The sequence below is a fragment of the Peribacillus sp. B-H-3 genome, assembly GCF_048572925.1.
Taxonomy (GTDB): Bacteria; Bacillota; Bacilli; order Bacillales; family DSM-1321; genus Peribacillus.
On the sequence record NZ_CP183879.1, the window covers coordinates 13,957 to 26,546 of the forward strand.

The 12,590-nt window shown below is 40.6% G+C and carries 16 protein-coding genes; all 16 read right to left on the minus strand.

Annotated elements, in window-relative coordinates; translation table 11 throughout:
• Positions 1-27: 27 nt before the first annotated feature.
• Positions 28-546 carry a TasA family protein gene (locus ACN6MY_RS00090; RefSeq protein ID WP_419882275.1) on the minus strand — a complete coding sequence of 173 codons (519 nt, stop codon included), beginning with the start codon at positions 544-546 and terminating at the stop codon, positions 28-30.
• Between the two features lie 36 nt (positions 547-582).
• Positions 583-1,134 carry a signal peptidase I gene (locus ACN6MY_RS00095; RefSeq protein WP_419882276.1) on the minus strand — a complete coding sequence of 184 codons (552 nt, stop codon included), beginning with the start codon at positions 1,132-1,134 and terminating at the stop codon, positions 583-585.
• A 20-nt stretch (positions 1,135-1,154) separates the two neighbouring features.
• Entirely contained in the window at positions 1,155-2,246 is a 1,092-nt protein-coding gene (locus ACN6MY_RS00100) for a hypothetical protein (RefSeq protein ID WP_419882277.1), read from the minus strand.
• Between the two features lie 447 nt (positions 2,247-2,693).
• Positions 2,694-3,257 carry a ribosome hibernation-promoting factor, HPF/YfiA family gene (gene hpf, locus ACN6MY_RS00105; RefSeq protein ID WP_071351766.1) on the minus strand — a complete coding sequence of 188 codons (564 nt, stop codon included), beginning with the start codon at positions 3,255-3,257 and terminating at the stop codon, positions 2,694-2,696.
• Positions 3,258-3,419: 162 nt separating this feature from the next.
• A complete protein-coding gene (locus ACN6MY_RS00110; RefSeq protein ID WP_419882278.1) occupies positions 3,420-3,767 on the minus strand; it encodes a flagellar protein FliT in 348 nt (115 codons plus the stop codon).
• Entirely contained in the window at positions 3,767-4,168 is a 402-nt protein-coding gene (gene fliS, locus ACN6MY_RS00115; RefSeq protein ID WP_419884266.1) for a flagellar export chaperone FliS, read from the minus strand. The genes ACN6MY_RS00110 and fliS overlap by 1 nt, the downstream gene beginning before the upstream one ends.
• A gap of 23 nt (positions 4,169-4,191) precedes the next feature.
• Positions 4,192-5,664, minus strand: coding sequence for a flagellar hook-associated protein 2 (locus ACN6MY_RS00120; protein ID WP_419882279.1), 1,473 nt, complete (start codon positions 5,662-5,664; stop codon positions 4,192-4,194).
• A gap of 44 nt (positions 5,665-5,708) precedes the next feature.
• Entirely contained in the window at positions 5,709-6,077 is a 369-nt protein-coding gene (flaG, locus tag ACN6MY_RS00125) for a flagellar protein FlaG (protein ID WP_419882280.1), read from the minus strand.
• A 186-nt stretch (positions 6,078-6,263) separates the two neighbouring features.
• Positions 6,264-7,637 carry a flagellin gene (locus ACN6MY_RS00130; protein WP_419882281.1) on the minus strand — a complete coding sequence of 458 codons (1,374 nt, stop codon included), beginning with the start codon at positions 7,635-7,637 and terminating at the stop codon, positions 6,264-6,266.
• 143 nt (positions 7,638-7,780) lie between these two features.
• Positions 7,781-8,017, minus strand: a complete 237-nt coding sequence (gene csrA / locus ACN6MY_RS00135; RefSeq protein WP_090988698.1) for a carbon storage regulator CsrA — start codon at positions 8,015-8,017, stop codon at positions 7,781-7,783.
• Positions 8,017-8,466: a flagellar assembly protein FliW gene (gene fliW, locus ACN6MY_RS00140; RefSeq protein WP_419882282.1), complete on the minus strand. Its 450-nt coding sequence runs from the start codon at positions 8,464-8,466 to the stop codon at positions 8,017-8,019. The genes csrA and fliW overlap by 1 nt, the downstream gene beginning before the upstream one ends.
• An 11-nt stretch (positions 8,467-8,477) precedes the next feature.
• On the minus strand, positions 8,478-9,053 hold the full coding sequence (locus ACN6MY_RS00145; RefSeq protein WP_419882283.1) for a DUF6470 family protein: 576 nt from the start codon (positions 9,051-9,053) through the stop codon (positions 8,478-8,480).
• 45 nt (positions 9,054-9,098) lie between these two features.
• The gene (flgL, locus tag ACN6MY_RS00150; protein WP_419882284.1) at positions 9,099-9,962 is read right to left on the minus strand and encodes a flagellar hook-associated protein FlgL; all 864 of its coding nucleotides are present in this window, start codon (positions 9,960-9,962) and stop codon (positions 9,099-9,101) included.
• 14 nt (positions 9,963-9,976) lie between these two features.
• Complete coding sequence (gene flgK / locus ACN6MY_RS00155; protein WP_419882285.1) at positions 9,977-11,554, minus strand: flagellar hook-associated protein FlgK; 1,578 nt, start codon at positions 11,552-11,554, stop codon at positions 9,977-9,979.
• Between the two features lie 75 nt (positions 11,555-11,629).
• Positions 11,630-12,121: a flagellar protein FlgN gene (locus ACN6MY_RS00160; RefSeq protein ID WP_419882286.1), complete on the minus strand. Its 492-nt coding sequence runs from the start codon at positions 12,119-12,121 to the stop codon at positions 11,630-11,632.
• 65 nt (positions 12,122-12,186) lie between these two features.
• Positions 12,187-12,450, minus strand: coding sequence for a flagellar biosynthesis anti-sigma factor FlgM (flgM, locus tag ACN6MY_RS00165; protein ID WP_419882287.1), 264 nt, complete (start codon positions 12,448-12,450; stop codon positions 12,187-12,189).
• Positions 12,451-12,590: the final 140 nt, after the last annotated feature.

The following is a 12,590-nucleotide window of genomic DNA, read 5'->3' on the forward strand; positions in this document are numbered from 1 at the left end:
TAAATTTATAACTTATTGTTCATGCAATCAATTCCACGTTTTAGGTCCGTTTCCTTCATCGTTATTCCGTGATTGGACAGCATCAAATACCACATCAAATTTCCCTTGTGCTTCCTGGTAGGTTTTATCTGCTTTTAGGGGAAATTCATAGGTCACTTTGAAAGTGGCCGTTTCATTAGGGGCAAGCTTCTTCGCCCCGTCGCTGTCATAGGTGATCACAACAGGTGTTTCACCGCTGAAAAGTGCGCCTGTTTTGGTGGCATTCGAGGCTTCTTCATTAATTCTGACCCAAACATCAAGATTCCCAGTATTTTTTACCGTAACAGTATTAGTCTCAGAATCTCCTGGTGCAAGCGCGGAAATATACTGTGATGAAGAAAAACCCTTAGTTTCTGAAACATCCTCGATTTTCACGACGCCAGCAGTGAATGTGCTGCCGGACTGCGTGACAGAGTCCGAGAAAAAGGCAAATGTCCCGCCGCCCGTCAATGCAGCTGCAAGCATAATGGCCCCGATGGATAACCCCGCCTTCGCTTTCTTTCCCATAGCATTCTTCCTTTCTATTCAGTAGTAATCTCCTAATCAGGAAATCGGCTCTTTCCGTTTTTCGCTTGCACTATCTGCGTTCCATATTTTCAGGAACTGCCATAAAAAGATCAATATTCCCGGAATGATAAATAGAAACAAAATCCCTGTTTTCGTTTTTGAAAAAGCCAATACTTCTCCAATGTAAGGAATCATCAGCCCCTTGTACTGAAACAGTACATGATCTTCAGGAACAGGAATGGTATCTTCCATATTGTTGCTGTCCCCTTTTGTGATAAAAACTCTTTTTCCGTTTTCAGAGATAATCTTTTTAATCCTATGGGTGATAAGCATCTCCGGCTGATCCACAGCACGATAGGTAATGATATCCTTCACCTTAAGCGCATCTGTATTCTCAAGCGGTTTTACCGCAATAACAGATCCCGTCTTTAATACAGGCTCCATGGATCCTGAAAGAACGGTGAGCATTTCGTATCCGAATAAGCTCGGGGCCTTACCCGTGATTTTTGAAGAAACAGCTGTATATCCAAGGACAATCAGTACCACTGCTAATAAAACAGTCAATGTGTTTCCGATTTTTTTTTTCACGATTCCACTCCCTGCTGTTTTTAAGGAGCATTTTTATCAGTGCCAGCCGCTGAATCATCATTTCCTGGCTGGGCTGGAGAAGTTTCTGAGGTTTGTTTTGCAGAATCATCTTCTTTTCCCGGATCAGGATTTCCTTTGCTGGTATCACTACTTCCAGCCGGCCCTTTTGATTCATTATGCCCCTTATTGTCATTTCCCTGTTTAGGTTCTTGCCCATTGTCGCCGCTCTCAGGCTTATCACTTTTCTCTCCTTTTGGAGGGTTTTCTTCTTTTTGCTTGGCTTCTTCTTGCTTCTTCGCTTCCTCAGCCTGTTTTTTTGCTTCTTCCTCTTCTTTTTTCTTTCTTTCTTCTTCCTTAATCCGTTCCTCTACACCAGCTGCGGCAGCTTGGGCACTTGATAATATAGAATCCATGCGCGCAAGTGTTTCATCAGCATCTGTATTTTCTTTATCTGCCTTTTTGAAGCCTGATTCTACATAGCTATAAACGCGATCATAAAATTTCACTTTATTTCCGATTTTCTCAAGCACATCTGAATCAACAGCAACCGCTTCATCACCAGAATTTTTCTGGGAAGTACCGTCACCAAGTAACGACTGAACCTGTTTAAGATTTTCTCCTGTCAGAGAATCACTGCTTTTTGCTTGTTCCAATATCGCCTTGCTTTCATCCTTTTCCTTTTGAGCCCGGTCAAAATAATCCTGCAGCTGCTTCACCACTTTTTCCAGCTCTTTTTTTGAAGCCTCTGCTGCTGAATACTTGGCGGATACGGAATCAACAAGGGCGTTTGCTCCTGCTGCCGTCTCCGAGGATGAAATCTTACCGGCAGTGCTCTCTGCCTCTGCAGCGTATGTATCCATTTTCGCCTTCAGCTCCACGGCCTTTTCAGCAAGTTCCTTGATTGTTACAGGAAAAACAAAGGCAGCCTCCACTCCCTGGCCCGTTTCCTGGACTTGATCTGTCAGCAAAGCATATGTCGGGACAGACATATAGGGAATCATCGCCGCCAGCAGGACCGTTCCTGCATAGACCCTGTACCGCTTTTTCTTTTTATTCTTCAGTTTCTGATGCGTTGTCACCCGGGATAGAACCAATATTCCACCGCCATTCATTCTTAATATCGCACTATTTTGGTTCTTTATAAAGAATATATTATAAGTTGAGTATATTACAAACCAACCAGTTTTAAAAGAAGAAATTCCTCGGATATATCTATTTATTATTTCTTTTCGTTCTTTATTTTGAATTTTCTATATTTTACACTCTTTTTGTATTTAAATAATTTATTAAACTTGCCTCTTGATTTCCGCTCCAGACGCTTTCTTTCCGGGGGGCGTTCGCCGAGCCTCCTCGTCGCCGAGCCTCCTCGTCGCTAGCGCTCCTGCGGGGTCTCGCCTGTAACGCACATCCCCCAGGAGTCAAGCGTCTTCCACTCCAATCAACAAGTTTTAAAATCAGCAATTAGTAAACAAAGCTTATTAACAGGAACAAATAGACATAAAGAAGCCCTGCAGCTGGGTGTGCAGGGCTTCGACTATTCTGGTTCATTATTGATAATTTCAGCTTGGCTCAATCAGTCCGTATCGGCCATCCTTGCGACGGTACACTACATTGGTCGTGTTCGTTTCTGCGTTTGTATAAACGAAGAAATTATGGCCTAGCATATTCATCTGAAGAATCGCTTCCTCGCTGTCCATCGGCTTTAAATCAAAGCGCTTGTTGCGGACAACCTCAAGATCGCTTTCATCCTCTTCAACAGCCGGGACTGCTTCCGCTTCCTCCAGGGTAGTGGCGAACATTTCCTGGGTAGCACCGCCTGGACCGCGGAATTTGCGGTTCACTTTCGTTTTATGTTTACGAATTTGACGTTCAAGTTTATCATTGATCAAATCAATTGCTGCATACATGTCGGGATTTTCTTCCTCAGCTCTCAATACCAGATTCGGCATCGGGATGGTCACTTCCACCTTAGAGGAATTGGTATTGTTCACCTTTAAGTTCACCAGAACATTGGAATTCGGAGCGTCATTAAAATATCTCTCCAATTTCCCGACTTTCTTTTCAATGTACTCTCTAATTGCTGGAGTTACCTCAATGTTTTCACCGCGAACGTTATAATTCATAAAACGAGTCCTCCTTCAAAAAAATAAAGCTATAATTGTTATATTCTTCAATACCCTTTACAATTCCTTCACAAACACATAATAAAAAATTGTCGAATTTTTGCTGTAATTGCTGAATGAACCCAAAATAAAAAAACCGCTTGTCATAAGCGGTTTTGATGGTTATTTTCTTTTATCGTAGAACATCCCGTCTGTTGCAAGAGATTGATAGGGATTCACATATTTACGAGAGGATTCTTTTTTAGCGCTTAGCTGCTTGAGGTCTTTCTGAATAACTGCTTTTTGCTCATCCAGCAGCTGAATCACCTTGGCATCAAGCACCTTCAGCTTTCTGCCCAGCTCTTGGTCAGCAGAAGAAAACGGCGGTGAAATATGCTTCATCACTTCATCCCGCTGATTCAGCAGCTCCTGAATCCCGGCAATTTTTTCATCCCGCTCATGTGCTGGTGCCTCTTCTAACAAACCTATTAATTTAAGTGAAAGAGTATGATATGCAAGCAATGCCTCCATTAGGCTTGTCCGTTTTGACTAAATTGTTTTTGGCGGTTAAGCTGGACAACTTCCTTCCACGTATTGCGGAAATCTGTCACAAAGCCTTCCACTTCTTCAAGAATGGCTAAATCACTTTTTAGATTAGCCTCAATCAAACGGCGGTTCAAGTAATCATATAGTGACATCAAATCCTTGGATACCCCAACATCCATATTGAGAGTCACCATTAGTTCCTGAATGATTTTTTGCGCTTTGATTAAATTCGTATTTTTCTCCTGAATATTATCTTCTTGAATTGCTTTTTTGGCTAATGTGATAAATTTCAGACAGCCATTATAAAGCATAAGAGTTAAGTCTCCAGGTGATGCCGTCGTTACCGAGTTCTGCTGATACGCCTGATAAGGATTACCAAGAGCCATCATTTACACTTCCTTTAGAAAAATCATTTACTCAACATTTGTGTTAAATATCCGCTTTGTGAGTTAGCCTTTTGAATGGCTTGTTCCATGGCATTGAATTGATTATAATAACGGGTTTCGGTACTAGTCAGCTTATCCTGAAAGCTTGTAATTTGAGTACCGATTGAGTTTAAGAGCTTACCGATTGTAAAAGTATTATTAACAGAAGATGTTTTACCTGCTTTGCTTTCAATATCGGTCATTGTACCCTTGATGTCATCTCTTAAGCGTCGGGCAAGGCCCTTATCCGCAGAAGTGGCACCGTCCTTATTGAACAAGTTATAAACGGCATTTGGATCTTTCGCTATCGCAGCACGCAGTTTATCTTCATCAATTGTCAATTTTCCGCCATCTAAATAATTGCTTGTTGTTGTAATGCCGATCGCACTTAGCTGGCTGAAAGTTTGAGTACCAGGAACACTGGTATAAAGTGAAGATCTCATCTTCGTAAGAGAACTGCCCAACACAGAATCATTTCTCAAGGTTCCGCTCTTCGCCTTGTCTTCCCAAAGTTTGATATCATCATCCTTCATGGACGTTCTTTGCTCCTGAGTCAAAGGCTGGTAATCACGGTACTTGGGCTCATCTGTTTTGTCTTTAATCTTTTTAATTGTGTCATTATATTTCGTGACAAACTTTGTAATCGTATCAATGATTGAATCTGTGTCAGGTGCGGATGAGAAAGTAATATCTGAAGCTGTTGAACTCATTACTTGTTTTAATGTTATTTCGACACCGTTTATTTGGAACGTATTAGATGGTCTTGATGTTTGCAAGCCGTTATATTTAAATTGTGCATCTGCTCCTACGGTACCAGCATTATTTACATTTGCATCATCATTGTTTGAATCTACATTCATTGAACTAAAAAAGGCACCTGATAAAGAAATCTCTGGTCCACTCTTAACGTTACCAGAATTCTTAGCAGTGATGGATATTTTTTGAGATGAAGAATCATAAAAAGCAGTCACCCCAGAATTAGCATTAATTTTTGCAATCACACTATCTAATGTATCTAATTTAGGGTCAATAGTTAATTTATATGGATCTGTTTCCATAACTCCATCTTTAGTTATTGCCTGAATTGTAATATCTCCACCAGGTATATTTAAATCACTTAATGTTTTACTAGAATTCGTTATCCCAGTTTTTGTCTTGCTCATGATGGAAGCCGAAGTCGCTAAAGATATCACGCTAACTGATCCTGAAAAATCACTCGTAGAGTTAATGTTTCTTACAGAAATCACATTAGAATCTGAAATAGTTACATTCTTTTTAATAAAGGATGATTGCTTTCCGACTCCATTAAAGATGGTTGTATCCAAATCCAGCAGAGTACTATTCATATCCCGGTAATCATCGCGCTGCCATTCCATTGTCTGTTTCTTTTGATTTAATTTATCAAGAGGCACACGCTCAGCAGTCATAAGCTGCTTTACCATAGAATCAATGTCCATCCCGCTCGCCAAACCGCTTATACGTACCAAATACTTTCACCCGCCTATATCTTTTTATCTACCATAATCCCAACAAAATCCGTCATCGCCGCATAAAAATCGAGCAGCTTCTTAGAAGGAATCTCACGGATAGTTTCTTGTGTTTTATCATCTATAACAGTCACATAATATTCATTCAGCTTTTCATGGAGCTTAAATTTCAAAGAAGTATGTGTAGGCTCAAGAAACTGATTTAAACTATCTACTACTTCTTCTATCTTTTTTTTCTTAACTGGACTGTTGTCGTCCTGATCCTGATTTATCTCAGGACTGGCAACAGCGTCATTTTCTTTTTGATTATAATTTGGGATTCCTTCTGTGTTAGCAGTTCTTAGCTGAGAGGAAAGGTTATTTACCGAAAGACGATCAAGCATCACTTTCTCCTCCAAAAATTAATAGCTTTACTCTTTATATCGGAGAAAAACTATTAATATTTAGAGTTAAAACTAAGATGATAATGAAAAAATAGAAACAAAAACCAATAAGCTTATAAATTGGGGTAAGACAGAAAAAAAGACCCTAGGATAATTCCTAGAGTCTCTTAAGCAACTAAGCGAATATTAACGAAGTAGTTGAAGTACGCCTTGTGGCTGTTGGTTAGCTTGAGCAAGCATAGCTTGAGCAGCTTGAGAAAGAATAGAGTTTTTAGTTTGGTTCATCATTTCTTTCGCCATGTCTACGTCACGAATACGAGATTCAGCAGCAGTCAAGTTTTCAGAAGATGTGTTCACGTTGTTAATAGTGTGTTCTAAACGGTTTTGGAATGCACCTAATTTTGAACGCTCACCAGAAACCTGCTTGATTGCATCGTCAACTGTTTTGATAGCTTTGTTTGCACCATCAGTTGTCAAAACGTTAACATCTTTGATTTTATCAGTAGCATTTCCTAATGTAGTTGTATCCATTTGGTTAATATCAACTAGCATATTTTGGTCTTTGTTTGCACCAATTTGGAAACTTACACCTGTAGAAGCAACATTAACTGTCGCAGCTTGTCCATTAGTTGTGGCAGTAGCAGTAAATTCAGCAGAGCCATAAACTAGTTTCTGACCAGTACCTGTAACCACTTTTGTATCATCAGGACCAGCGATTGTTGCCACAGCGTCCTTACCTTGAGTAATAGCAGTGCTACCACTATCAAGTAAAGAAGAATTTGTCCCACCAAAAGTTAATGATTTACCAGAACCAAACTCATTCGCTGTAAATTTCACACCCTGAGTAGCAGTCCAGCTAGCTGTAAATCCAGTTTCAGCTGATTTAGCATTTAGAGCATCGACTAACTTTTGACCTGTAGAAACAGCAGTAGTATCAATTTGCACGCCGTTTACAGTAATATCCTTATCTGTTGCACCAAATGCAGTATTTACAGCTGCATCATCAGCATATGTTGCACTTCCTGTTAATGCTGCTTTAGTAGCTGCAGTATTAACTGTTACAGTGTAATTTCCTGCTTTTAATCCAGTTGAAGAAACAACAGCAACATTTGCTGGTGTATTAGAAGTTGCGGAAGCACCAAGGCTACCATTCAACAATTTTTGAGTGTTAAATTCAGTTGTTCCAGCGATTCTTTCAATCTCTGAGTTTAACTGGCCAATCTCTTTTTGAATTTCATTTCTGTCATCAGCTGTGTTAGTATCATTAGCAGCTTGAACAGCAAGTTCACGCTGACGTTGAAGAATATCATGCGTTTCGTTTAAAGCACCTTCAGCAGTCTGGATCATAGAGATACCATCTTGAGCATTACGGGATGCTTGATCTAATCCGCGGATTTGCCCACGCATTTTTTCAGAGATTGCAAGACCTGCAGCATCATCTCCAGCCTTGTTAATACGAAGACCTGAAGACAATTTCTCCATTGACTTACCTTGTGCATTAGATGCAGTTGTTAACTTGTTAAACGTGTTTAATGCAGCAATATTGTGATTGATTTGCATGTTTATTTCCTCCTTGAGTTTTAGCCCACATCCATGTGGTTTAATTTTCGGAGAACAGCGATTAAGTCGGCCGCCTCTTCACTGTTCACCCTTACATAGATAATATCGTCTGTAATTAACAAATATTTAGCAAATAAAAGAGTTTATTTGTTTTTTTTCTTAAAGTAGTCATTTAGGCTGCTTAATAGATTAGACTTCGCATTCATGGCAGCACTGTTTTCCTGCTGGATGGATAAATAAATCTCTTTCCTATGAATGTCAATGTCTTTTGGTGCTTGGATGCCCAGTTTAATCTGTTCTCCTTCAACAGCCACTATTGTGATTTCAATATCATCGCCTATCATGATTGATTCACCCGTTTTTCTCGTTAGCACCAGCATTATAAGCCCACCTCATTGTTTCGTTCTGAGGAACTGATAATTTTGTGTCTTGTTGTATAGGCGCCCCGATTTATAATATATTGCTTGCCTAGCAGACCTTTTGTATTGATGATAATTGGTGCCTGCAGATTGGCAGTCGTTTCATTAAAAGGCTCTCTAATAGTAAGAATGACGAAAACCGCAACATGTTCATTTGACTGGATTTCCAGGTTCTCCATTACTTCATCTGCTAAATCGAATTCATACTCTTTAAAAAAAGTGAAAGGATCAGCCATTATAAATGCAGTATTTTTAGATTTGGTTGATTGCAGTACGTAAAAAGGACTGTCTTCCAATGGCAGAATACAGAATTTCTTTTCCTCGAGAAATCCTGGTATCCCTGTTTCAAAGGTTAAAATATCGTCTTTTTTAATTTCTTGCTCTCCATGAAACTTCGTTGTAATGTTCATTTTTTCACCCTTCACTCACTTTTTTCTGGAAATAAGTTTATAAAGTCTATATCTAGGCTGTTATTCTGCAAAATTTCAGGGTTTACTTTTCCTGGTGTGTAATTATGGATCGGCTTTCTAGTTTCTGCTCTAATGACAGGTTTTTGCTGTTCTACTTGTATGTTTACCTTACCAGGCTTGTAGTTTATTTTGACACTGCCATAAGAAGGAATCCAGCCGATATTGAATTGCTTCTCGGGTCCTTCGCTATTTTGCCTGGCTTGAGAGGCAATTGGATTTCCTCCATTTTCAATTGCAGCTAATTCACGCCCCTGCTCTGCACGCCTGGCTAATCCGCTCAGCCAATCCTGGTAGCCATTCTGTGCAAACTCTTCCACTCTTTTTGATAGATTTTTCAAATCCAGATCCTCTCTTGCTTTTGTCTGATCAATGGTCAATTGTCCTGGGGTGGTTTCCATTGTCACAACGGCCTGCGGCTGTTCTATGGATTGTATGGCCTGCGGCTGTTCTATTTCCTGCTTTGGCTGCTGTATGTTTAATCCTAATTGTACAAATTGTGACTGTAATCTTATCTGAGGCAGCTGCATCGTATTCCTCCCTTATAAAAAAAGCTATCTCATGAAAGATAGCTTTTACCTTAGAAAATCCATTAGAGATGGCTGAATGATTCTGGCACCAACACTGAGGGCTGCCTTTTGGACACTTTCCTGAGTGGTCAGGTCCATAATGGCTTTTTCAATATCAATGTCTTCATTTTTAGAAAGTACCTGTGTGGCAAATGTCTCCTGCTGGCTGAGACGGTCTTCCATCAGCTCCACCCTATTTTGCCTTGCACCAACCTGGGCACGTACAGAAAGCACCTGGTTGATTTTATCATCAATGCCCCCAAGCATATTGCTGATGTTTGGATCATTATTTTCTAAACCGGCAATTAACTTATTAATGCTTCCATTAGGATCTTTCAAATCTCCAAAAAGTGCAGATCCATCTGTATTTACCTGCAGCTTAATGCCTGAAAACACTTCAAGCTCAATACTTCCGCTGCCGTAATTCCCTGTATCAGAGGGACGGACATTCGTCTGCTGGCCGTTAAAAATATATTTATCGCCAATCTGCGTATCCCCAATATTTACAAGCTGCTCTTTTAGCTGCTTCACTTCTTCATTAATGCTTTTTCTTTGATCACCTTCAAGGGTGCCATTACTTGCCTGTACGGTTAGCTCCCGAATCCGCTGAAGGACAGATGTTGCTTGATCCAAAGCGCCGTCCGTACTGTCTACCCAGTTTTTCACTTCACCGATGTTTTGTGAAAACTGCTGTACCTGGTTTAAGCCTTTGCGATAGTTCATGCCCATCATGACGGCAACAGGATTATCAGAAGGCTTGGAGAATTTTTTTTGGGTGGAGATTTGATCCTGCAGTTTCCCCATCCGGTCATAGCTGTTGCTTAAATTCCGCAGCATATTACCTGTTAGCATTGATTGTGTTACACGCATCTTATTTCACTCCTTTATCTTCCGCCTGTTCCCATGCCGTTGATTATTTTATCGAGCATTTCATCGACGATTGTAATGTTTCTTGCAGATGCATTGTATGCCTGCTGGAACTTGATCATATCTGTCATTTCTTCATCAAGCGATACAGAGCTTACTGACTGCCTGTTTTTATCAACTGAGTCCGCAAGCACCTGTGAGTTCGAGGAGTTTTTTTGGGCGCTCTGGGAGTTTACTCCAAGCTTGCCGATAAGTCCGGCGTAAAAAGAATCAAAGCTTCCTGTTAAGCCATCCGGCAATTGATGTGCAGGGTCTTTATAAAAAGCATAATCACTAAAGTTTACCTTTTTTAAATCAGCCAAAACTTGGGCATTTCCGTTATCCCCGGAAGCTCCGCTGTTTTTTCCTGCCGCGATATTTTCAGGATTATCTAAAATTGTCTTAGAAACAGTGATAGACTTTGCTGCATTTCCGTCTGTAAATCTGAAGAAATCCATGCCTGACTTCGCTGAAGCGCCAAGTGCGTATCCTTCACTATGAATCTTGTTAAATTCATTCGCAAAGGCCTCTGTCATTTTATTCAATTGATTAAGCATATCAGGATATGTTCCCTTTACCTCAGCTGTGCTACTAGTATAGCCATAGCTCTCAATGGCCCCTGCAAGCTCACCGGAAAAGTTCATGTCTGTTACTGTTTGTGCACCAATTTGCACACCTGTCACAGCACCCTTAGGATCTGAAGCGTTTTGATAATTAACAGTCAGCTTATTCACCGCCTGCATTCCATTTTGTGAATCAACAGGAATCAGTGAGATTGCGGGAGTATAAGGCTTTCCTTCTTTATTGATCAGTTCTATGTTATACAAGCCCTCTGCAATAGGCTTTGCATTTCCATAATTAGCCGGCTTTACAGATGAAACCTTGATATTGATCATAGAAGAAAGCTGATCAACTAAAGCATCCCGCTGATCATAGAGGTCATTAGGCAGATAGCCATTCGGCTCGACGGATGCAATCTGGTGGTTTAACTGGTCTATGTTATCAATAATCGAATTGATGCTGCTTGTTTTTACATCAATTTGGTTCCCGATATCAGTTTGAATGCTTGAGAGCGAGTTGTAGTAATAGTTAATGGTATCAGCAACCATCTGTCCGTTTGCTGCTACGACATCGCGGGCTCCGGAGTTTTCCGGATTGCTCGATAGTGTCTGGAGTGAATTCCAGAACTTCTCCATTGTGCTTTGCAGGCCGCTGTCAGATGGTTCATTCATAATGCCTTCCATTTTAGAGAGAGAATCGCTTAGCGTTCCATAGTAACCGACTTTATTGCTTTCGCCACGGTACTGGGTGTCCAGGAAGCTGTCACGGATTCGCTGCACGGAGCCTGCCTGCACGCCGGTTCCCATTTGGCCAGGTATTTGCGGGGCGTTCATCCCTACAGAAGGAAAAGAAGTGGTTTGTGTGAAATTCACCCGCTGTCTTGTATATCCGGGGGTATTCGCATTGGAGATATTGTGGCCTAGTGTATATAGCGCGCTTTGCTGGGCTGTCATGCCTCTGCGTGCTGTTTCAAGTCCCATAAAAGTAGAAACCATGAGTGTTTGTCCTCCTAACTGTATGTAACACGGTGCCTATTAAGCCAGGAAGCAAACAGGCACATGTCTTTCTTCTTACGCTTTAGAATCAAACATCCCAGTTGATGCCTGACTATGTTTTTGCTGAACCGGCTTTTCATAATTGAAATTCTGATTGCGCGGCCTCAGCATATCTAGTGTTAAATTGACGAATTGCAGAGATTGATAGATGAGCTGCTGATTCAGATAGTTATGCTCCTTAAGCATGCGAGCTTCATCAAGGAGCTGGGCTTTTAATGCTACCAGCTGTGCTTTTTCTTTATCTGAAGAGGTTTCTATTACATCTGTAATGGTCGCTGTGTTCGTTGCTCTTCCCTGTTTCAGCAAATAGCTTTGAACTTCTCTTTCTCTTTCATTCTCTGTAAGCTCGATTGCTTTTATATGCTTTTGTTCATCCATCAGCAGCTGGCTGAGGGTGTCCATGTCGCCTACCTTGATGATGTTTGTTTTTCTTTGCGCCAGGTTATTCAGGCTTTTATGAAGCTTGATTAATTTTTCAAGCGCTGTGATGATGTTTGCGGCGGACATTGTTTTCCCCTCCCCTGCTGATGTGTTAATTTTTGGTCTGGTAAACGGACGGTTTTCCCGTCTCTTTATTTTTTAAAGTGATTTAGAATGCTTTTAGCGGTTTCTTGTGCATTTAATTTGTAGGTTCCATTTTGCACCTGAAGCTTCAATTCCTCTACCTTTGCCTGTCTTTGGGCAGGAATTTGCGAAGTCTGCTGCAGTTCTTTAGCCGTTGATGAAATTTCTACTTTATCAGACGCCTTCACTGCTGGTTTTGTTTGGTCGATTTTGTTTGTTTGGCGATTGTAAGGGTTTACCCCTGAAGCACCAAAAGTTTGATTAATTTTCATTACGTAACCCTCTCTTTCGGCCGATTTATATTTTCTCCCTAAAAGTATTATCGGACACCATTAAAAATTTTTTATCACATTTTATAAATTTATTATTGACAAATTTTTTACCCTATTGTCGAAATAAGGCCTTTTATCCT